At 72.5% G+C, this 22,240-nt stretch carries 17 protein-coding genes; 16 read left to right on the top strand and 1 reads right to left on the bottom strand.

Annotated features, from left to right (window positions below; translation table 11 throughout):
• Positions 1-223 precede the first annotated feature (223 nt).
• From pyrR to IW248_RS13530, 15 genes are all read left to right on the top strand, one after another.
• Positions 224-808, top strand: a complete 585-nt coding sequence (gene pyrR, locus IW248_RS13600) for a bifunctional pyr operon transcriptional regulator/uracil phosphoribosyltransferase PyrR (protein ID WP_124821247.1) — start codon at positions 224-226, stop codon at positions 806-808.
• On the top strand, positions 805-1,731 hold the full coding sequence (locus tag IW248_RS13595; RefSeq protein ID WP_124821248.1) for an aspartate carbamoyltransferase catalytic subunit: 927 nt from the start codon (positions 805-807) through the stop codon (positions 1,729-1,731). Before pyrR ends, IW248_RS13595 begins: the two co-directional genes overlap by 4 nt.
• Positions 1,728-3,059 (top strand): dihydroorotase, encoded by a 1,332-nt coding sequence (locus IW248_RS13590; protein WP_196927277.1) that lies wholly within the window; start codon positions 1,728-1,730, stop codon positions 3,057-3,059. The genes IW248_RS13595 and IW248_RS13590 overlap by 4 nt, the downstream gene beginning before the upstream one ends.
• Positions 3,059-4,222 carry a glutamine-hydrolyzing carbamoyl-phosphate synthase small subunit gene (gene carA, locus IW248_RS13585; protein ID WP_196927276.1) on the top strand — a complete coding sequence of 388 codons (1,164 nt, stop codon included), beginning with the start codon at positions 3,059-3,061 and terminating at the stop codon, positions 4,220-4,222. Before IW248_RS13590 ends, carA begins: the two co-directional genes overlap by 1 nt.
• A complete protein-coding gene (carB, locus tag IW248_RS13580; protein WP_196927275.1) occupies positions 4,215-7,562 on the top strand; it encodes a carbamoyl-phosphate synthase large subunit in 3,348 nt (1,115 codons plus the stop codon). Before carA ends, carB begins: the two co-directional genes overlap by 8 nt.
• Positions 7,559-8,605 (top strand): quinone-dependent dihydroorotate dehydrogenase, encoded by a 1,047-nt coding sequence (locus IW248_RS13575; protein ID WP_196927274.1) that lies wholly within the window; start codon positions 7,559-7,561, stop codon positions 8,603-8,605. Before carB ends, IW248_RS13575 begins: the two co-directional genes overlap by 4 nt.
• Before the next feature lie 238 nt (positions 8,606-8,843).
• A complete protein-coding gene (locus IW248_RS13570) occupies positions 8,844-10,118 on the top strand; it encodes an adenosylmethionine--8-amino-7-oxononanoate transaminase (protein WP_196927273.1) in 1,275 nt (424 codons plus the stop codon).
• Between the two features lie 73 nt (positions 10,119-10,191).
• Positions 10,192-11,028 (top strand): orotidine-5'-phosphate decarboxylase, encoded by an 837-nt coding sequence (pyrF, locus tag IW248_RS13565; protein WP_196927272.1) that lies wholly within the window; start codon positions 10,192-10,194, stop codon positions 11,026-11,028.
• A 178-nt stretch (positions 11,029-11,206) separates the two neighbouring features.
• A complete protein-coding gene (gene mihF, locus IW248_RS13560; RefSeq protein WP_030335662.1) occupies positions 11,207-11,524 on the top strand; it encodes an integration host factor, actinobacterial type in 318 nt (105 codons plus the stop codon).
• Between the two features lie 25 nt (positions 11,525-11,549).
• Positions 11,550-12,083 (top strand): nucleoside/nucleotide kinase family protein, encoded by a 534-nt coding sequence (locus tag IW248_RS13555; protein WP_196927271.1) that lies wholly within the window; start codon positions 11,550-11,552, stop codon positions 12,081-12,083.
• Between the two features lie 64 nt (positions 12,084-12,147).
• Entirely contained in the window at positions 12,148-12,411 is a 264-nt protein-coding gene (gene rpoZ / locus IW248_RS13550) for a DNA-directed RNA polymerase subunit omega (protein WP_030335666.1), read from the top strand.
• Between the two features lie 14 nt (positions 12,412-12,425).
• On the top strand, positions 12,426-13,634 hold the full coding sequence (gene coaBC, locus IW248_RS13545) for a bifunctional phosphopantothenoylcysteine decarboxylase/phosphopantothenate--cysteine ligase CoaBC (protein WP_196927270.1): 1,209 nt from the start codon (positions 12,426-12,428) through the stop codon (positions 13,632-13,634).
• A gap of 87 nt (positions 13,635-13,721) precedes the next feature.
• Complete coding sequence (metK, locus tag IW248_RS13540) at positions 13,722-14,915, top strand: methionine adenosyltransferase (RefSeq protein ID WP_124821257.1); 1,194 nt, start codon at positions 13,722-13,724, stop codon at positions 14,913-14,915.
• A complete protein-coding gene (locus tag IW248_RS13535) occupies positions 14,912-16,885 on the top strand; it encodes a primosomal protein N' (RefSeq protein ID WP_196930181.1) in 1,974 nt (657 codons plus the stop codon). Before metK ends, IW248_RS13535 begins: the two co-directional genes overlap by 4 nt.
• Positions 16,886-17,086: 201 nt before the next feature.
• Entirely contained in the window at positions 17,087-18,070 is a 984-nt protein-coding gene (locus IW248_RS13530) for an AAA family ATPase (protein WP_196927269.1), read from the top strand.
• Between the two features lie 80 nt (positions 18,071-18,150).
• Here IW248_RS13530 and IW248_RS13525 read toward each other — a convergent pair whose 3' ends face one another.
• Positions 18,151-19,431, bottom strand: a complete 1,281-nt coding sequence (locus tag IW248_RS13525) for a chymotrypsin family serine protease (protein WP_196927268.1) — start codon at positions 19,429-19,431, stop codon at positions 18,151-18,153.
• Between the two features lie 298 nt (positions 19,432-19,729).
• On the opposite strand from IW248_RS13525, the gene IW248_RS13520 reads away from it, so the two are divergent.
• The gene (locus IW248_RS13520; protein ID WP_307787935.1) at positions 19,730-22,165 is read left to right on the top strand and encodes an ATP-binding protein; all 2,436 of its coding nucleotides are present in this window, start codon (positions 19,730-19,732) and stop codon (positions 22,163-22,165) included.
• Positions 22,166-22,240: the final 75 nt, after the last annotated feature.

Genomic DNA, 22,240 nt, shown 5'->3' with positions numbered 1-22,240 from the left:
ATGCGACACGTGGTCAAGTGGTCGTGACCCTACCGTTGGGGAGCGTCCGGGAAGTTATCCCCTTTTCCGGCGCCTGATCGGGTGGTCAGCGGCCGCCGTCCATCGGCCCGGTGACCACTGGTAACGTGGCGGAAGCCCCGGCCCAGGTCCGCTGAGCGGTCCGGCCGGAGGTGCCCGACATCCTTTAACGACCCGTCCCGTGAGGCGGGGAAGGAGGTCCGCCGTGGCATACCCACCGGCTGCCCGCTCGTCACCACCGCGACAACCCTCGGTGAAGGTGATCCTCGCCAGCGCCGACGTGCAACGCGTGGTCGACCGCATCGCCCACCAGATCCTGGAAAAGACCCAGGGCGCCGCGAACACGGTGCTCCTGGGGATCCCGACCCGGGGCACCCCCCTCGCCCGGCGGCTCGCCGACCGGATCAGCACCTTCGAGGACGTCTCCGTCCCGGTCGGTGTGCTCGACATCACCCTGTACCGCGACGATCTCCGTCGGCACGCCACCCGCGCGGTGGGACCGACCGAGCTGCCGTCCGGCGGGATCGACGGCAAACGGGTCATCCTGGTCGACGACGTGCTTTTCTCCGGCCGCACCGTCCGGGCCGCGCTCGACGCGCTCAACGATGTGGGCCGTCCGGCGTCGGTGCAGCTCGCCGTCCTGGTCGACCGGGGCCACCGGGAGTTGCCGATCCGCGCCGACTACGTCGGCAAGAACATCCCGACGGCGCTCGCCGAGAGCGTCAAGGTGACGCTCGCCGAGATCGACGGGACGGACGAGGTCAAGCTCTACGGGGGAACCCACTCATGATCAAGCATCTGCTCTCCGGCGGGGACCTGGACGCCGACACCGCCACCGAGATCCTGGACACCGCCGCCGAGATGGCCACCGTCGCCGGCCGGGAGATCAAGAAGCTTCCCGCACTGCGCGGACGGACCGTGGTCAACCTCTTCTACGAGGACTCCACGCGTACCCGGATCTCCTTCGAGGCGGCGGCGAAGCGGCTCAGCGCCGACGTGATCAACTTTTCCGCGAAGGGGTCCAGCGTCACCAAGGGTGAGAGCCTGAAGGACACCGCGTTGACCCTGCAGGCCATGGGCGCGGACGCCGTGGTCGTCCGACACCCCGCCTCCGGCGCGCCGCACCGCCTGGCCAACTGGGTGGACGGGTCGGTGGTCAACGCCGGTGACGGCACCCACGAGCACCCCACCCAGGCGTTGCTGGACGCGTACACCATGCGGGCCCGGCTGGGCCGGCTCGCCGGCCTGTCGGTCGCGGTGGTCGGGGACGTGCTGCACTCCCGGGTGGCCCGTTCCAACGTGCTGCTGCTCTCCACTCTCGGCGCCAAGGTCACCCTGGTCGGCCCGCCGACCCTCATCCCGGTCGACATCGCGGGCGCCCTCGCCCCCGCCACCGACGTCTCCTACGACCTCGACTCCGTCCTGCCCAACGTGGACGTGGTGATGATGCTGCGCGTGCAGCGGGAGCGGATGAACGACTCCTACTTCCCCTCCGCGCGCGAGTACGCCCGCCGCTACGGGCTGGACGGGCCGCGGATGCGCCGGCTGCCCGAGCACGCGATCGTCATGCACCCCGGCCCGATGAACCGGGGGATGGAGATCACCCCCGAGGTCGCCGACTCACCCCGCTCCACAATCGTCGAACAGGTCACCAACGGGGTCTCCGTGCGGATGGCTGTCCTTTACCTGCTGCTCGGAGGGAACAACCGGTGACCGCGTACCTGATCACCAGCGTGAGTGTCGTCGGCGCCGCGCCGACCGACCTGCTGATCCGCGACGGCGTGGTCGCCGAGGTCGGTTCCGGCCTGAACGCGCCGGACGCCACAGTCGTCGACGGCACCGGCCTGGTCGCCCTGCCCGGCCTCGTCGACCTGCACACCCACCTGCGCGAGCCCGGCCGGGAGGACGCCGAGACCGTCGAGTCCGGTTCCCGGGCGGCGGCGCTGGGCGGCTACACGGCGGTCTGCGCGATGGCCAACACCTCCCCGGTGGCGGACACCGCCGGCGTGGTCGAGCAGGTCTGGCGGCTCGGCCGCGAGGCCAGCCTGGTCGACGTCCAGCCGATCGGCGCGGTCACCGTCGGGCTGGCCGGCGAGCGGCTGGCCGAACTGGGCGCGATGGCCGACTCGGCGGCCCGGGTTCGGATCTTCTCCGACGACGGGCACTGCGTCGCCGACCCGAAGTTGATGCGCCGGGCCCTGGAGTACGTCAAGGCGTTCGACGGGATCATCGCCCAGCACGCCGAGGAGCCCCGGCTCACCGAGGGCGCCCAGATGCACGAGGGCGAGGTCTCCACCCGGCTCGGCCTGATCGGTTGGCCGGCGGTCGCCGAGGAGGCGATCATCGCCCGGGACGTGCTGCTCACCGAGCACGTGGGCAGTCGACTACACGTCTGCCACGTCTCCACAGCCGGCAGCGTCGAGGTGCTGCGCCAGGCAAAGGCACGCGGGGTACGCGTGACCGCCGAGGTGACCCCGCACCACCTGCTGCTCACCGACGAAGTCGTGAGCGGGAGGAGTGAGCTTGCGAGCCCCGCACTCGCGAACAACTGGAGCCCAGCCGGAGTTTACGACCCGGTCTTCAAGGTGAACCCGCCGCTGCGCACCGCCTCGGACGTCGCCGCGCTGCGCGCCGCGCTCGCCGACGGGGTGATCGACGTGATCGCCACCGACCACGCCCCGCACTCGGTGGAGGACAAGGAGTGCGAGTGGGCGTACGCCCGGCCGGGGATGCTCGGTCTGGAGACGGCCCTCTCCATCGCGCTGGACGTGCTCGGCCCCGAGTGGGACCTGATCGCCGAGCGGATGTCGCGCACCCCCGCACGGATCGCCGGCCTCACCGGGCACGGCGTCGACCCCGCGCCGGGTGTGCCGGCCAACCTGACCCTGATCGACCCGGCCGCCCGCCGCACCATCGAGCCGGCGGAGTTGGCCAGTCGCAGTCGCAACACCCCGTACGCCCGCATGACGCTGCCGGGTCGCATCGTGGCGACCTTCCTGCGCGGCGAGCCGACGGTCCTGGACGGAAAGGCTGTCAAGTAATGGTCAAGCGCAGACCCGCAATCCTGGTGCTCGAGGACGGGCGCACGTTTCCCGGTGAGGCGTACGGCAGTGTCGGGGAGACCTTCGGCGAGGCGGTCTTCAACACCGGCATGACCGGTTACCAGGAGACGCTGACCGACCCGTCCTACCACCGTCAGGTGGTGGTGCAGACCGCGCCGCACATCGGTAACACAGGTGTCAACGGCGAGGACGACGAGTCCGGCCGGATCTGGGTGGCGGGCTACGTCGTGCGCGACCCGGCCCGGATCGGCTCGAACTGGCGGGCCACCGGTGGCCTGGAGGACCGCCTCGCCACCGAGGGTGTGGTGGGCATCAGCGGGGTGGACACCCGGGCGCTGACCCGGCACCTGCGCGAGCGGGGCGCCATGCGGGTGGGCATCTCCAGCATCGACAACGACCCGCAGAGCCTGCTGGCCCGGGTCCGCCAGGCGCCGCAGATGGTCGGCGCGGACCTGTCCGCCGAGGTGAGCACCGCCGAGCCGTACGTCGTCGAGGCCGTGGGTGAGCACCGGTTCACAGTGGCCGCCCTGGACCTGGGCATCAAGCGCAACGTCCCGCGCCGGCTGGCGACCCGTGGGGTGACCACCCACGTGCTGCCGGCGTCGTCGAGCATCGAGCAGATGCTCGCCACCGGCGCCGACGCGATCTTCCTGTCGCCCGGCCCGGGTGACCCGGCCACCGCCGACGCCCCGGTTGAGCTGGCCCGGGAGGCGCTGCGGCGGGAGGTGCCGCTGTTCGGCATCTGCTTCGGCAGTCAGATCCTCGGTCGGGCGCTCGGCTTCGGCACCTACAAGCTGGGCTACGGCCACCGGGGGATCAACCAGCCGGTGCTCGACCGGGTCACCGGCAAGGTCGAGGTGACCAGCCACAACCACGGCTTCGCCGTGCAGGTCCCCGGTTCGGGCAACGGCGCTGTCGTCCCCGACCAGGTGATCGACACCGACTTCGGTGGCGTACGGGTGTCGCACGTCTGCCTCAATGACAACGTGGTCGAGGGGCTGCGGGCCGTCGACCTGCCCGCGTTCACCGTCCAGTACCACCCGGAGGCGGCGGCCGGCCCGCACGACGCGGACTACCTCTTCGACCGATTCGCCGACTTGATCGAGGGTCGGACCCACAGCAAGGGGCGCAGCAATGCCTAAGCGGACCGATCTCAAGCACATTCTCGTGATCGGCTCCGGGCCGATCGTCATCGGGCAGGCCTGCGAGTTCGACTACTCCGGCACCCAGGCGTGCCGGGTCCTGCGCAGTGAGGGGATCCGGGTCAGCCTGGTCAACTCCAACCCGGCGACGATCATGACGGACCCGGAGTTCGCCGACGCGACCTACGTCGAGCCGATCACCCCGGAGTTCGTGGAACTGGTCATCGCCAAGGAGCGCCCGGACGCGATCCTCGCGACCCTCGGCGGGCAGACCGCGCTGAACACGGCCGTCGCCCTGCACGAGGCCGGCGTCCTGGACAAGTACGGCGTGGAGCTGATCGGCGCGAACATCGACGCCATCAACCGGGGCGAGGACCGGCAGCTGTTCAAGGAGATCGTGGCGAAGGCCGGCGTACGGCTCGGCGTCGACGACCCGACCGGGCTGGTGCCCCGCTCGCGGGTCTGCCACTCGATGGACGAGGTCGAGGCGACAGTCGCCGAGCTGGGCCTGCCGGTGGTGATCCGGCCGTCGTTCACCATGGGCGGCCTGGGCTCCGGCATGGCGCACACCCCGGAGGACCTGGCCCGCATCGCCGGCGACGGCCTGTCCGCCAGCCCGGTGCACGAGGTGCTCATCGAGGAGAGCGTGCTCGGCTGGAAGGAGTACGAGCTCGAGCTGATGCGCGACCGGCACGACAACGTGGTGGTGGTCTGCTCGATCGAGAACATCGACCCGATGGGCGTGCACACCGGCGACAGCGTCACAGTGGCCCCGGCCATGACGCTCACCGACCGGGAGTACCAGCGCCTGCGTGACCTGGGCATCGCCGTGCTGCGCGAGGTCGGGGTGGACACCGGCGGCTGCAACATCCAGTTCGCGGTCAACCCGGTCGACGGCCGCATCGTCGTGATCGAGATGAACCCCCGGGTGTCGCGGTCCTCGGCGCTGGCCTCCAAGGCGACAGGCTTCCCGATCGCGAAGATCGCCGCGAAGCTGGCCATCGGCTACACCCTCGACGAGATCCCCAACGACATCACCCTGAAGACCCCGGCGGCGTTCGAGCCGTCCCTCGACTACGTGGTGGTGAAGATCCCGCGGTTCGCGTTCGAGAAGTTCCCCGGCGCGGACCCGGAGCTGACCACCACGATGAAGTCGGTGGGCGAGGCGATGAGCCTCGGGCGCAACTTCACCGAGGCGCTGAACAAGGCGATGCGCTCGATGGAAACCAAGTCAGCCGGTTTCTGGAGTGTGCCGGACCCGGCGGGCGTCACCCTGGCGGAAACCCTCGCCGCGCTGCGGATCCCGCACGACGGCCGGCTGTACACCGTCGAGCGGGCGCTGCGCCTCGGCGCGTCGATCGCCGAGGTCGCCGAGGCGTCCGGCGGGATCGACCCGTGGTTCCTGGACCAGATCGCCGCGCTGGTCGAGCTGCGCGCCGAGATCGTCGACGCGCCGGTGCTCGACGCCGATCTGTTGCGCCGCGCCAAGCGGGCCGGTCTGTCCGACCGGCAGCTCGCCGCGCTGCGCCCGGAGCTGGCCGCCGAGGACGGCGTACGGACGCTGCGGCACCGCCTCGACGTGCGCCCGGTCTACAAGACCGTGGACACCTGCGCGGCCGAGTTCGAGGCGACCACGCCGTACCACTACTCGACGTACGACCTGGAGACCGAGGTCGTGCCGTCGGACCAGCCGAAGGTGCTGATCCTGGGCTCCGGCCCGAACCGGATCGGGCAGGGCATCGAGTTCGACTACTCCTGCGTGCACGCGGTCCAGGCTTTGCGGTCGGCCGGTTACGAGACCGTCATGGTCAACTGCAACCCGGAGACGGTCTCCACCGACTACGACACCGCCGACCGGCTCTACTTCGAGCCGCTGACCTTCGAGGACGTCCTGGAGGTCTGGCACGCGGAGGACTCGTCCGGCCGGGCGGCCGGTGGGCCGGGCGTGGTCGGGGTGGTCGTGCAGCTCGGCGGGCAGACCCCGCTGGGGCTGGCGCAGCGGCTCAAGAACGCCGGTGTGCCGATCGTCGGCACCTCCCCGGAGTCGATCCACCTGGCCGAGGAGCGGGGTGCGTTCGGCGCGGTGCTGGCCCGCGCCGGGCTGCGCGCGCCGGCGCACGGCATGGCCACCTCGTACGACGAGGCCAAGACGATCGCCGACGAGATCGGTTACCCGGTGCTGGTCCGGCCGTCGTACGTGTTGGGCGGGCGGGGCATGGAGATCGTCTACGACGACCCGACGCTGCGCGACTACATCGGCCGGGCCACCGACATCTCCCCGGACCACCCGGTGCTGGTGGACCGGTTCCTCGACGACGCCATCGAGATCGACGTGGACGCGCTGTGCGACGCCGACGGTGAGGTCTACATCGGCGGCGTGATGGAGCACATCGAGGAGGCGGGCATCCACTCCGGCGACTCGTCCTGCGCGCTCCCGCCGATCACCCTGGCGGGCTCGCACCTGGTCGAGGTGCGCCGCTACACCGAGGCCATCGCGCGTGGCGTCGGCGTCCGCGGCCTGCTCAACGTGCAGTACGCCCTCAAGGACGACGTGCTCTACGTGTTGGAGGCCAATCCGCGCGCGTCGCGGACCGTCCCGTTCGTCTCCAAGGCCACGGCGGTGCCGCTGGCCAAGGCGGCGGCCCGGATCGCGCTCGGGGCGAGCATCGCCGAGTTGCGCGCCGAGGGCCTGCTGCCGGCGACGGGTGACGGGGGCACGATGCCCGCGGACGCGCCGGTCGCGGTCAAGGAGGCGGTGCTGCCGTTCAAGCGTTTCCGGACCCGCGCGGGCAAGGGGATCGACTCGCTGCTCGGGCCGGAGATGAAGTCGACAGGCGAGGTGATGGGCATCGACACCAACTTCGGGCACGCCTTCGCCAAGAGCCAGTCGGCCGCGTACGGGTCGCTGCCGACCGCCGGGAAGATCTTCGTCTCGGTGGCCAACCGGGACAAGCGCGGCATGATCTTCCCGATCAAGCGGCTCGCCGATCTGGGCTTCGAGATCGTCGCCACCGCCGGCACGGCGGAGGTGCTGCGCCGGCACGGCATCGCCTGCGAGCAGATCCGTAAGCACTACCAGGCCGGTGCGGGCGACGACGCGGTGTCGCTGATCGGCGGCGGCCACGTGGCGCTGGTGATCAACACGCCGCAGGGCTCGGGCGCCAGCGCCCGTTCCGACGGCTACGAGATCCGCAGCGCGGCGGTCACCGCGGACATCCCCTGCATCACCACGGTCCCCGGCGCGGCGGCGGCGGTCATGGGCATCGAGGCGCGGATCCGCGGCGACATGCAGGTCCGCCCCCTGCAGGACCTGCACGCCATCCTGCGGGCGGCCCAGTGACAGTGTTCGAGCAGGCGGTACGGCCGTTGTTGTTCCGGCTCGGGGGCGGGGACGCCGAGGCGGCGCACGAGTGGACGCTGCGGCGGTTGGCGGCCCTGTCGCGGCGGCCGGCCGCGCTGGCCGCGCTGCGGGCCCGGTACGCGGTCGACGCGCCGCGCACGGTGTTCGGTGTGCGGTTCCCCAATCCGGTCGGGTTGGCCGCGGGGATGGACAAGGACGGCGCGGCGCTGCCGGCCTGGCCGGCGCTCGGCTTCGGCTTCGTGGAGGTCGGCACGGTCACCGCGCACGCGCAGCCGGGCAACCCCCGGCCCCGGCTGTTTCGCCTGCCGGCCAGCGAGGCGGTGGTCAACCGGATGGGCTTCAACAACGCCGGGGCCGCCGCGCTGGCCGCCCGGCTGGCCGCGCTGCCACGTCCGCTCGGGGTGCCGCTGGGCATCTCGCTCGGCAAGTCCAAGGTGACGCCGCTCGACGAGGCGGTCGAGGACTACCTCGCCTCGTACCGGGCGCTGCGCGGGCACGGCGACTACTTCGCCGTGAACGTCTCCTCACCGAACACCCCGGGTCTGCGGTCGTTGCAGGACCGCAGCCACCTGGACGCGCTGCTCGGCGCCCTGGTGGGGGAGAAGCCGGTGCTGGTCAAGATCGCACCGGACCTGACCGAGGCGGCGATCGCCGAACTGCTGGAGGTCTGCCTGGCCCGAGGCGCCGCCGGGGTGATCGCCACCAACACCACCCTGTCCCGGGACGGGCTCGCCGACGTCGACGTCGAGCGTGGCGCGCAGGCCGGTGGCCTCTCCGGTCGGCCCCTCACCGGGCGGGCCCGCGACGTGGTCGCCTTCGTGCACCGGGAGACCGAGGGCCGGCTGCCGATCGTCGGCGTCGGCGGCGTGTTGGACCCGGACGACGCGGCGCGGATGTTCGACGCCGGCGCCGCCCTGGTGCAGCTCTACACCGGCTTCATCTACCGAGGACCGGCCCTGGTCCGCGCCGCCGCCCGCGCGGTGGCCACAACGGCGGCACCGGACGCGGTCGCCGGCCGGTGACCGCCCTCGGCCCGGTGTTGGCCCGGCCCAACCGGGTGCCGAGCCCGCTCCGCGTCGAGCAGCCCACGCCCGTTGTTGCCCCTTTGCTCTGCACCCCAGGGTGCACCACCACCCGGAGCGCGACACCCGGCCGACGGGTGTCGCATCCGCGGGTGCAGAGCAAAGGCGGCGGCGGAGAGGTTCGACCCGGCCGCAGGACGTCCGCCGTCCGGACCGCTTGAGGCGCAGAGGAGTACGCGTGACACCCGAGGAGATTCTGGCCGCTGACCGGGCGCACGTCTGGCATCCGTACGCCGCGCTGCCGCCGGCCAACCCGCCGTACGTGGTGCGCGGCGCCGAGGGGGTACGACTGACCCTGGCCGACGGCCGGGAGTTGGTGGACGGGATGTCGTCCTGGTGGGCGGCCATCCACGGGTACCGGCACCCGGTGCTGGACGCGGCGGTGACCGACCAGCTCGGCCGGATGAGTCACGTGATGTTCGGCGGGCTCACCCACGAGCCGGCGGTGCGGCTCGCCCGGACCCTCGTCGAGCTGACCCCGGACGGCCTGGAGCACGTGTTCCTGGCCGACTCGGGCTCGGTCAGCGTCGAGGTGGCGGTGAAGATGTGCCTGCAGTACCAGCGGGCCGTCGGGCGGCCCCAGCGGCGCCGGCTGGCGACCTGGCGGGGTGGCTACCACGGCGACACGTTCCACCCGATGAGCGTCTGCGACCCGGAGGGCGGGATGCACCACCTGTGGGGCGACGTGCTGCCCCGGCAGGTGTTCGCCCCGGTGCCGCCGGGCGGCTTCACCGATCCGCCCGACGACGCGTACGTGGCGGCGCTTGTGGAGACGGTCGAGCGGCACGCCGACGAGCTGGCCGCCGTGATCGTCGAGCCGGTCGTCCAAGGCGCCGGCGGGATGCGCTTCCACCACCCGGGTTACCTGCGGGTGCTGCGCGAGGTGACCCGCGCGCACGGGATTCTGCTGATCTTCGACGAGATCGCCACCGGGTTCGGCCGTACCGGTGAGATGTTCGCCGCCGAGCACGCCGGGGTGACGCCGGACGTGCTGTGCGTGGGCAAGGCGCTGACCGGCGGGTACCTGACCCTCGCGGCGACCCTGTGCACCCCGCAGGTCGCCCGGGGCATCTCGGCGACCGGCGTGCTGGCGCACGGTCCCACGTTCATGGGCAACCCCCTGGCCTGCGCGGTGGCGAACGCCTCCATCGGGCTGTTGCGGGCCGGGGACTGGGCCGGCCAGGTCGCCAGGGTCGGCGCCGGCCTGCGAACCGGCCTGGAGCCGCTGCGTGGCACCCCGGGCGTGGTCGACGTACGGGTGCTCGGTGCGATCGGCGTGGTCCAGCTCGATCACGAGGTCGACCTCGGGGCCGCGACCGCGGCCGCGGTCGCCCAGGGGGTGTGGCTGCGTCCGTTCCGCGACCTGATCTACACGATGCCGCCGTACGTCACCGACGACGTCGACCTGGCCCGGATCACGAGCGGGGTGGCGGCGGCGGTGGCGGCTGGCTGAGTCGGTCCGGTCACCGGGTCGACGGGTTACCCGGGCGGGGCAGCCGCCCGGACGAGAAGAGGGGAACACTCCGATGGAGAGCTTCGGTACCCGGCTGCACCGGGCGGTCATTGAGCGGGGCCCGCTCTGTGTGGGCATCGACCCACATCCCGGTCTGCTGGCTCAGTGGGGCCTCCCGGACGACGTTCACGGGCTCGACCGGTTCAGCCGGACCGTCGTGGAAGCCCTCGGTGACCGGGTTGCGGTAGTCAAGCCTCAGTCGGCCTTTTTCGAGCGGTTCGGATCCCGAGGTGTGGCGATTCTTGAGTCAACTATCCGACAGTTACGCGATGCCGGTTCGCTCGTTCTGCTCGACGTCAAGCGCGGCGACATCGGCTCGACGGTGAGCGCGTACGCCGCCGCGTATCTCGACCCATCCAGCCCCATGTATGTCGACGCGGTCACCGCGAGCCCCTACCTCGGGGTCGGTTCGCTGGCGCCGATGTTCGAGCTGGCCGCCGAGCACGGCGGCGGGGTGTTCGTGCTGGCCCTCACCTCCAACCCCGAGGGCGCGGCCGTGCAGCGGGCCGTCACGGCCGACGGTCGCACCGTGGCGCAGACCGTGATCGACGAGATTTCCCAGCTCAACATGGGTGCGTCTCCGCTCGGGAGCTTCGGTCTGGTGGTCGGCGCGACCATCGGTGACACCGGTCACGACCTCTCCGGTGTGGGGGGCCCACTGCTCGCTCCGGGGCTCGGCGCGCAGGGTGCCGGCGCAGCCGATCTGCGTACCGTCTTCGGTTCGAGCCTCGCCTCGGTGCTCCCGTCGTACTCCCGGGAAGTGCTCTCGGCCGGCCCCGACGTGGCCGCGCTGCGGGCCGCCGCGGACCGCGTGTTGGTCGACTGCCGGGCCGTCCTGCCTGCCCGGTGACTGACTGACGGGTCGGTCACTCTACGGTGATCATGCGGCCCCCACGTTGCCGAAAGCTCCGTTGGCCGCTAGTTTTCCCCGCGCTGGGAACCATGGACCCCTTGGTTCACAGCGACACCACGTTTCACAGATGCGGCGGTGCGCCCCGCCCGCCGCGATAGGGACCTGAGGAGAACTGGTGCCGCTCCCGTCACTGACCCCCGAACAACGCGCTGCCGCGCTCGAGAAGGCCGCGGAGATCCGCAAGGCCCGTGCTCAGCTGAAGGAGCAGCTCAAGCAGGGCAAGACCACCCTCGGTGCTGTCCTCGAGCGGGCCGAGAGCGACGACGTCGTCGGCAAGCTCAAGGTGTCGGCCGTCCTGCAGGCGATGCCGGGCATCGGCAAGATCCGGGCTACCCAGATCATGGAGAAGCTCAAGATCGCCGACAGCCGTCGCCTGCGCGGCCTCGGCGAGCAGCAGCGCAAGGCACTGCTTGGAGAGTTCGCCGCCAACTGAACCTGGCAGCGTGTAGAAACAAGCAGTGAGCACGGATGACGAGGCGCGCCCGGCGGCTCGGCTCACTGTCCTGGCTGGACCTTCGGGTTCCGGCAGGGAGAGTGTCGTCGAGCTCGTCCGGGCGCGTTCTCCGTCCGTGTGGATCCCGGTCGCGGCGACCAGCAGGCCGCGCCGGGTGTCGGAGATCGACGGGGTGGACCGCGTCTTCCTCGCCCCCGCCGAGTTCGATCGACGGATCGTCGACGGCGAGCTGCTGGAGTGGTCCCGGATCGGTTCGTACCGCCGGGGCACCCCGTACCCACCACTGCGCGCTCGGCTCGACGCCGGGCAGCCGGTGCTGCTCCCGCTCGACCTGCGCGGCGCCCCACTGGTCCGGGCGCGCCTGCCCGATGCCCGGCTGGTGCTGCTGAGCCCACCCGGGTACGCGCCGGACGCCACGGTGGTCGCCATCGTCGAGCACACGCTGACGCACGACCACACCGAACGGGTGGTCGACGAGCTGGTAGGCTTACTCGGTTCTTCTTATCCGGATCCGGCCTGGTCACGCCTGCGTGGCTGACAGCCGGCCGCCGTTGAGACTCAGCACCGCGTCCGCGCGGCTCGAAAGACGCAGAGGTTAATTCGTGGGATCCATCGCCAACCCCGAAGGCATCACCAACCCGCCGATCGACGAGCTCCTCGAGAAGACGACGTCGAAGTACGCGCTGGTCATCTTCGCCGCCAAGCGCGCGCGCCAGGTCAACGCCTACTACAGCCAGCTCGGTGAGGGTCTGCTGGAGTACGTCGGTCCGCTCGTCGAGACCACCCCGCAGGAGAAGCCCCTCTCGATCGCCATGCGCGAGATCAACTCGGGCCTGCTCACCGCCGAGCCGACCGACCAGCCGTAAGCCCCCGCTGGCCGATGTCCGCCTCGATCGTCCTCGGGGTCGGCGGCGGCATCGCCGCCTACAAGGCGTGCGAGCTGCTGCGACTCTTCACCGAATCGGGTCACCGGGTTCGGGTCGTGCCGACCGCGTCGGCGCTCCGGTTCGTTGGAGCGCCGACCTGGGCCGCGCTCTCCGGTCAACCGGTCGCCGACGACGTCTGGACCGACGTCCACGAGGTGCCGCACGTCCGGCTCGGTAAGCAGGCCGACCTGGTGGTGGTCGCGCCGACCACCACCGACCTGCTCGCCAAGGCCGCGCACGGCCTCGCCGACGACCTGCTGACCAACACCCTGCTGACCGCCCGCTGCCCGGTCCTGCTGGCCCCGGCCATGCACACCGAGATGTGGGAGCACCCGGCCACCGTGGCCAACGTCGCCACGCTGCGCTCCCGGGGTGTCCGGGTCATCGAGCCCGCGGTCGGCCGGCTCACCGGCGCCGACACCGGCAAGGGTCGGCTGCCCGATCCGGCGGAGATCTTCGCCGTCGCCGGTCGGCTCCTGGCCCGCGGCGACTCTGCCCCCGCCGACCTGACCGGTCGCCGGGTGGTCGTCACCGCCGGTGGCACCCGCGAGCCCCTGGACCCGGTCCGCTTCCTCGGTAACCGCTCGTCGGGCAAGCAGGGGTACGCGTTCGCCCGCGCGGCGGTGGCCCGGGGCGCCCGGGTCACAGTGATCGCGGCCAACGTCGGCCTCGCCGACCCGGCCGGCGTCGACCTGATCCGGGTGGGCACCACCGCCGAGCTGCGGGAGGCGACGGTCAAGGCCGCCGTCGAGGCCGACGCGGTGGTGATGGCGGCGGCTCCGGCCGATTTCCGGCCTGCGACGTACGCGCCTGGCAAAATCAAGAAGTCGGACGACGGTGTCGCGCCCACCATCGAGCTCGTCACGAACCCGGACATCGCGGCGGAGCTCGGCCAGCGCAAGCGACCAGAACAGGTGCTGGTGGTGTTCGCCGCCGAGACCGGCGATGCCGAGGCCAACGGTCGGGCGAAACTCGCCCGGAAGCGGGCCGACCTGGTCGTGGTCAACGAGGTCGGTCCGGACCTGGTCTTCGGCGCCGACACCAACACGGTGACGGTCATCGGCGCGGACGGTTCGGTCAGCCGGCTGCCCGAGCAGGCCAAGGAGGCCGTGGCCGACGCCGTCTGGGATCTCGTCGTGGCGCGGCTGCCCGGCCGCTCCTGACGGGTGGAACAGGGCGCGACCGATCCCGACACCGGCCGCAGTGGTGATTAGACTGCCGCGGAACGACCTCACACGCTTAGGAGTGCCGTGACACGCCGTCTCTTCACGTCCGAATCGGTCACGGAAGGCCACCCGGACAAGATCGCTGACCAGATCAGCGATGGCATCCTCGACGCGCTGCTGACCGAGGATCCCCACAGCCGCGTGGCGGTGGAGACCATGATCACCACCGGTCAGGTGCACATCGCCGGTGAGGTGACCACCAAGGCGTACGCCGACATCCCGACGATCGTCCGCCGGACCATCCTCGACATCGGCTACGACTCGTCGAAGAAGGGCTTCGACGGCGCCTCCTGCGGGGTCAGCGTGTCCATCGGCGCGCAGTCCGAGGACATCGCGCAGGGTGTCGACAACGCCTTCGAGCTGCGGACCGGGGCGTCGGAGAGCGCGCTCGACGCACAGGGCGCCGGTGACCAGGGCATGATGTTCGGCTTCGCCTGCTCGGAGACGCCCGAGCTGATGCCGCTGCCGATCGCGCTCGCCCACCGGCTGGCCCGCCGCCTCTCGGCGGTGCGCAAGGACGGCACGATCCCGTACCTGCGGCCGGACGGCAAGACCCAGGTCACCATCGAGTACGAGGGGCTGCGCCCGGTCCGGCTGAACACCGTTGTCGTGTCCAGCCAGCACGCCGCCGACATCTCACTGGACTCGCTGCTCACCCCGGACGTGCGCGACCACGTGATCGCCCCGGAGCTGGAGGGCCTCGGTCTGGACACCGACGGCTACCGGCTGCTGGTCAACCCGACCGGCCGGTTCGAGATCGGCGGCCCGATGGGTGACGCCGGGCTGACCGGCCGCAAGATCATCGTTGACACCTACGGTGGGTACGCCCGCCACGGTGGTGGCGCGTTCTCCGGCAAGGACCCGTCCAAGGTGGATCGCTCGGCCGCGTACGCGATGCGCTGGGTGGCCAAGAACGTGGTCGCCGCCGGCCTGGCCGAGCGGTGCGAGGCGCAGGTCGCCTACGCCATCGGCAAGGCGCACCCGGTGAGCCTGTTCATCGAGACGTTCGGCACCGAGACCGTGCCCGTCTCCTCGATCGAGAAGGCCGTCACCGAGGTGTTCGACCTGCGTCCGGCCGCGATCATCCGGGACCTCAACCTGCTCCGCCCGATCTACCAGCAGACCGCCGCGTACGGCCACTTCGGCCGGGAACTGCCGGACCTGACCTGGGAGAGCACCGACCGGGCCGCCGACCTCAAGTCGGCCGCGGGAGCCTGACCGCCACCAAGCGCAGCGACCGGCGACCCGCGGACGGGTCGCCGGTCGCGCGCGTCTGCGTGGATGTCGGACTGGCGCACCTGGACCGGCCGTTCGACTACCTGGTGCCGGCGGAGCTGGACGAGGTGGCGGTCCCCGGTACCCGGGTGAAGGTGCGCTTCGCCGGGCAGCTCGTCGACGGGTGGTTGCTGTCGCGCGCCGACGACTCCGGCCACACCGGCCGCCTCGCGTACCTGGAGAAGGTGGTCTCGCCGGAGCCGGTGCTGGCCCCCGAGATCGCCCGGCTGGCCCGGGCGGTCGCCGACCGGTACGCGGGCAGCCTCGCCGACGTGCTCCGGCTCGCCGTGCCGCCCCGGCACGCGCGGGTGGAGAAGGAGCCCCAGGACGACCAGCCCACGCCGGCCGTCCCCACCGGGGCGGTCGACCCGCGCGGGTGGCGCGACTACCCCACCGGCCCGGCCCTGCTGCGGGCGCTCGCCGACGGCCGGGCGCCCCGCGCGGTCTGGTCGGCGCTGCCCGGCGAGGACTGGGCGGCCCGCTACGCCGACGCGGTGGCGGCCACCGTCGCCGGTGGGCGCGGCGCGGTGGTCGTGGTGCCCGACGCGCGTGACCTCGACCGCCTCGACGCCGCGCTCACCGGCGTGCTCGGCCCGGGGCGACACGTCAGCCTCTCCGCCGCGCTCGGCCCGGCCCGGCGGTACCGGGCGTTCCTCGCCGCTCGCCGTGGACAGGTGCCGGTGGTGATCGGCACCCGGGCGGCGATGTTCGCCCCGGTGGGCAGTCTCGGCCTGGTCGCCGTCTGGGACGACGGCGACGACCTGCACTCCGAACCCCGGGCGCCCTACCCGCACGCCCGCGACGTGCTGCTCACCCGCGCCCACCTCGCCGAGGCCGGCGCGCTGGTCGGCGGGTACGCCCGGACGGCCGAGGCGCAGCTGCTGGTGGAGACCGGCTGGGCCCCGGAGGTGGTCGCCGACCGGGCCACCGTGCGGGCGCGGATCCCGGCCATCGCACCGACCGGAGACGACCCGCAACTGGCCCGTGACCCCGGGGCCGCCACCGCCCGGCTGCCCAGCCTGGCCTGGACGGCCGCCCGTGACGCGCTCCGGCAGGACCTGCCGGTGCTGGTGCAGGTGCCCCGACGCGGCTACCTGCCGTCGATCTCCTGCGCCGAGTGCCGCACCCCGGCCCGCTGCGCGCACTGCGCCGGCCCGCTCGCGCTGCCCTCGGCCGGCGGCACCCCGTCCTGCCGGTGGTGCGCCCGGGTGGACGCCGCGTACGCCTGTCCGGAGTGCGGTGGGCGACGGCTGCGGGCCGCGGTGACCGGCGCCCGGCGGACCGCCGAGGAGCTGGGCCGGGCGTTCCCCGGCGTCCCGGTGCGCACCTCCGGGCGCGAGGAGGTGCTGACCGACGTGCCCGGCGGCGCGGCCCTGGTGGTGGCCACCCCGGGCGCCGAGCCGGTCGCCGAGGGCGGCTACGGCGCGGTGCTGCTGCTCGACTCGTGGGCCCTGCTGACGCGAGCCGACCTGCGCGCCGGCGAGGAGGCGCTGCGCCGCTGGCTGGCGGCTGCGGCGCTGGCCCGCCCGGCGCCGGCCGGTCGGGTGGTGGTGGTCGCCGACGGCGCGCTCGCCCCGGTGCAGGCGCTGCTGCGCTGGGACGCCGGCTGGTTCGCCGGTCGGGAGTTGGCCGAGCGCCGCGAGCTGGGCTTCCCCCCGGCCGTACGGATGGCGAGCGTCACCGGCGCGGCCGAGGCGGTGGCGGACCTGCTGGCCGCGGCCCGGCTGCCGGACGACGCCGAGGTGCTCGGGCCGGTGCCGGCAGAGGAGGGTCGGGAGCGGATGTTGGTTCGGGTGCCCCGGGCCCGGGCTGCCGCGCTCGCCGAGGCGTTGCACTCGGCCGCCGGCGCTCGGGCCGCCCGCAAGGCCGCCGATCCGGTTCGTCTCCAGGTCGATCCGCTGAGCCTGTTCTGAGGAGTTTCGGCCGGTGCCGGCGGTGACGGACCTCTCCCGCTGGGGTGGTCCTCGCACACCGCGTCCGGCAGAGCGGTGGCGTCCGAGTGGTAGCATCGCCCGTCATGCCGAGGCGTACGACGGGCTCCAGGTCGCCACGGAGCGTCAGCCGCGCGCGAGGTCGATGATGTCAATGAGCCGGTGATCAGGGGTGGACCAGTCGTGACCGTTGGACAATCGATCGTCTTCAACGGCGACCTCGGCAGCGGCAAGAGCACCGTGTCGGTCGAGATCGCCAAGCGGCTCGGCATGCGCCGGGTCAGCGTGGGGGACCTCTACCGGGAGATGGCGCAGCAGCGGCAGATGACCGCCCTGCAGCTCAACCTGCACGCCGAGCTCGACCAGGCCGTGGACGGATACGTCGACCAGCTCCAGCGGGACATCGCCGCCTCCGGTGAGCGCCTCGTGATGGACTCCCGGCTGGCCTGGCACTTCTTCACCGACGCGCTCAAGGTGCACATGATCACCGAGCCGGGTGAGGCGGCCCGTCGGGTTCTCGCCCGGCCTTCCGGGCCGGCGGAGAGCTACGCCTCCCTGGACGAGGCCAAGGCCAAGCTCCGTGAACGCAGCTCGAGCGAGCGGAGCCGGTTCATCATCCGTTACGGGGTGGACAAGGCCCGTCTGCGCAACTATGACCTGATCTGTGACACCACCCGGGCGTCCGCGGGCGAGGTGATCGAGCACATCGTGGCCGCGTACGAGGGCACGCTCGGCGCCGAGGTGCTGCGCGACGCGCCGCCGCTGCTGCTGCTGGACCCGGCCCGGGTCTACCCGACCGAGGACATCGCCACCCTGCGGGGTCTGTGGGACACCGACTTCGTCGGTGGGGTGGCCGAGGCCGGCGACGAGGCCCTCGAGCCGTTGAAGATCGGGTTCACCGGCGAGTACTTCTTCGTCGTCGACGGTCACCGCCGCCTCAGCGCCGCGCTGCAGAACGGGTTTTCCCTGGTCCCGGCCCAACTGGTCGCCGAGGTCGACGAGCCGGTCGTGGGTGGGATGACCGCGATCGACTACTTCGCCGCCCAGGTGCGCCCCGGCCTGATCTACGACTGGGAGGCGGCCCACAAGATCCAGCTGCCGCTGCCCGAGCCGGCGCTGCTGCGCGGCGACGCGGTGCTCGCGGGGGACCCGGGCGCCAGCGTCTGAACCCGGCGCGAGGCCGGGCCGACGCGCGGGGTACGCGCGCCGGCCCGGCCTTTGAGTCGTACGGCGGTGGCCGGGACGGCTCAGCCGAGGACGACGCCCGAGGCGCCGACGCCGGCCATGCCCGAGAAGATGTCCTCGTAGTAGAACCGCCAGGCGCAGACCCGACCGGTGGGGACGTAGCCGGTACAGGCCACCGAGGTGTTGGTGTCGTCGATGGCGGTGTTGGTCCCGGTCGCCCAGACCTGGAGGGTGTTCGCCGCGTTCACGATCTCCACCGGGCCGCCGCTGTCACCCTGACCGACGGCGTTGGTGCGGGTGGTGTTCTCCGCCTGCACCTGACCGCAGACCGTGCCGAAGTTGCGCACGTTGATGCACAGGTTGCGGGCCTTCACCTGGATCGAGCAGCGGGTGCCGGAGTACGCGCCGGAGGTGCAAACCCAGTTGCCGACCTGGCTGGCCGTCGCGCCGATCACCTGGTTGTTGAACTCACTGACCACCTGGCCGGCCGCATTGGTGCTGTTGTTGAAGACCCGGCCACCGCCGCTGCCGTTGAGCAGCAGGGTGTCGGTGCCGACGTTGCGGGTGCCGACGGTGCCGATCGTCTGCCCGGTCGGGTCGGTCGCCAGGACGTTGATGTTGGCGCAGTGCGCGGCGGAGAGCACCCGCGTCACCCCGCCCTGGTAGACGCCGAAGCCGGTCGAGCAGCCACCGCCGGTCGCGGTGTTGCGCCACGCGGCGCCACCCCACCACGGCGCCGAGTCGTCCCACCGGGTGGCCGGCGCGGCGGCGACCCCGGTCTGCACGGTCACCGGGACGCCGGCGAGTGCCGACGCGCCGAGCAGACCGTCCTGGGTGCCGACGAGCAGGCCGGCGCCGTCGGCGCGTGGCCCGACCGTGGTGATCTGGTTGCCGACCTTGGCCCGCAGCCGGTCGGCCGCGGCGACGAGTTCCCGCTGCGAGTACGGGGCGGACAGCACCTTGGTGGCGACGGTGGCCCGGGTGGTGGCCACCAGGTTGGCCGGCGGCTCGCCCTTCCAGTAGACCTGGAGGTGCCGGGTGGTGGGATCGGCGACGATTCCGGCGAAGCCGGAGTTCGCGTTGCGCTCGGCGGCCTTCGTGATCCGTGCGGCGGCGGTGTTCATGCGCTGCTGCAGCCCGAGCAGCTCCGACCAGGAGGCGAAGCCGCCGGGCACCGGTGTGTTGTCGACGAAGGATCCGGTGGTGGCGGCCTTGCCGCCCGGTGCGGCGGCGGCCGGGGTGGCGGTCATGCCCGCGGCGAGCAGCGTGAGACCGATCGCGGTGACGGCGAGTCGACGCAGCATCATGACGGGGCGTCGGGTGGTCGGGTGTGGACGGATCATCGGGTACCTCTTCCCCCAGGGGATCGTGGAGCGGGCTGGGCCCGCACCAGGACGGTGGCAGGGGCGTTGGCACCACGGGGCGGATCCTGGACGGGACTGGACACCGTTGGACACCGCCGGACGGGGTGACGCTCCGCAGTGGAACTGTCATACATTGGCAATCTTCTATCGAGCGGCGCCGGCCCGGAATTACCCTGCCCGTGCGTATCCGGGGGGCCGGATCACCGGGGGTGGGGGCCGCATGTCCGAGCAGTGGATACCGTCCGGCACTCATCAGACGTCACATGGGTCACCCGCGGTGTTCGAGCTGGCCCGCGCTGCCAGCGAGGCACAGACACTGCCGGAACTGGCCGGGTTGCTGCGCCAGCTGCGTCGCCGCGAGGCCCGGCAACAGGGCGAGACCCTGCTGACGTACCGGCAGTTGGCCGCGAAGACCGGCTGGTCGCGCGGGATCATCGGGGAGTACTTCGCCGGCAACATCCTGCCGCCGCCGGAGCGGTTCGACGCCCTCATCCGACTGCTCGGCGCGACCCCCGCCGAGCAGGGGGTGCTGGCCACCGCGCGGGACCGGGTCGAGGAGCGACGTCGACGCCCGAACCGGGACCACGCGACCACCGGGCGGGCTGTCGTTCGGGCCCGGGCGGGCGGCCCGCGCCCCGGTGCCACGTCCCCCCGATTCCCGGTGCCCCGCCAACTGCCCCCGGCACTGCCCGGGTTCGTCGGACGCGCGGCCCAACTCGCCCAGCTCGATGCCGAGTGCGCTCGCGCGGTGGCACCCGGGGACGACGGCGTGGCGTCGGTCACCGTCATGACGTTGTCCGGCACGGCCGGGGTCGGCAAGACGACCCTCGCGGTCAACTGGGCGCACCGGGTCGCCGACCGTTTCCCGGACGGCCAGCTCTACGTCGACCTGCGGGGGTTCGACTCCAGCGGAACTGTGGTGACGGCCGTCGAGGCGGTTCGGGGCTTCCTGGAGGCCCTCGAGGTGCCGCCCGAACGAATCCCCACCCACCTGCCCGCGCAGGTCGGCCTCTACCGCAGCCTGCTCGCCGGCCGCCGGATGCTGGTGCTGCTGGACAACGCCCGTGACGCCGACCAGGTACGGCACCTGCTGGTCGGCAGTCAGAGCTGCCTGGTCCTGGTCACCAGCCGCAACCGGCTCGCCGGCCTGATCGCCGCCGAGGGCGCCCGGCCGATCGGCGTCGACCTGCTCACCACCGCCGAGGCCTGGCAACTGTTGGCCCGACGGCTCGGCCCGGACCGGTTGGCGGCCGAGCCGCAGGCGGTGGACGAGATCATCGAGCGGTGCGCGCGGCTGCCGTTGGCGCTGGCCGTGCTCGCCGCGAGAGGTGCGGAGAAGCCGACGTTCCCGCTGGCCACCCTCGCGGCCGAACTGCGGGCGGCGCCGCGACCACTCGACTCGTTCGACGGAGGGGACGCCGGCACCGACGTGCAGGCCGTCTTCTCCTGGTCGTACCGGAGCCTGACGCCGGAGGCGGCCCGCCTGTTCCGGCTCTTCGGCTGCCATCCGGGGCCGGACATCGGGTTCGCGGCGGCGGCCAGTCTGGCCGGGCTGCCCCGGGCCCAGGCGCCCCGACTGCTGGCCGAGCTGGCCCACGCGCACCTCGTCACCGAGCACGCCCCCGGCCGGTTCGGCGCGCACGACCTGCTCCGGGCGTACGCGGCCGAGCAGGTCGAACGTCTCGAACCGGCACCGGCCCGGCGGGCCGCGATCCGGCGCGGGCTGGACCACTACCTGCACACCGCGCACGCGGCGGCGCTGCTGCTGCAACCGGGCCGGGACCCGGTCACCCTCGCTGCCGCCGCACCGGGCGTGGTGCCCGAGGAGATCACCGACCACGGTCAGGCGCTCGCCTGGTTCAGCGTCGAGTATCCGGTGCTGCTGGCGGCGGTCGCCCACGCGAGGCGGGCCGGGTTCGACGGCCACGCCTGGCAGTTGGCCTGGACACTCGTGGACTTCCTGCAACGCCGGGGACGTTGGCCGGACCTGGCGGTGGCCCAGGGGAACGCCCTGGCCGGGGCGCGGCGGGCCGGCGACCGACCCGGGCAGGCGAACGCCCACCGTGACCTCGCCCGGGTGCTGTCCCGGCTGGGTCGGGTGGACGAGGCGGCGACAAACTACCGCCAGGCCCTGGTGATCTTCGCGGAGCTGGGGGACCACACCGGGCAGGCGCGCACCCACCGGGCGTTCGGCGCGATGCTCGACGGACTCGGCCGGCACGCCGAGTCGCTGGAGCAGAGCGAGCGGGCCCTGGCGCTGTACCGGGCCGCCGGCCACGTCTCCGGGGAGGCCAGCGCCCGCAACGCGGTGGGTTGGGCGCACGCCCAGCTCGGGCAGTACGAGCCGGCGCTCGCGCACTGCCAGGAGGCGTTGGCGTTGCTGCGGACGACAGGTGACCGGCACGGTGAGGCGAACACCTGGGACAGCCTCGGCTTCATAAACGCCCGGTTGGGTGACCACCGTGCGGCGATCCGCTGTTTCCAGCGGGCGCTCGGGCTGTACCGGCGGGTCAGCGACCGCTACGACGAGGCGGACACCCTGTCCCGGCTCGGCCAGAGCTGGCAGGCGGTGGGGGACACCGCCGCTGCCGCGCGTACGTGGCGGCGTGCCCTGGCCATCCTCGACGATCTCGGCCACCCGGACGCCGAGCGGGTGCGTGACCTGCTGGCCGGGCTGCCCGCCGGTGACGCTGGGCACACCGGCGGTGGGTGACCGAGGTGCGCTGGCCGGTGTCCAGCCGGGCACTCCGTAGACTGGTCACCGCATAGCTCGTCCCACCGCAAGAAG

The organism is Micromonospora ureilytica, assembly GCF_015751765.1.
GTDB lineage: Bacteria > Actinomycetota > Actinomycetes > Mycobacteriales > Micromonosporaceae > Micromonospora > Micromonospora ureilytica.
Note: the sequence above shows the minus strand (reverse complement) of the source record. Positions and strands in the feature narration are given on the sequence as shown.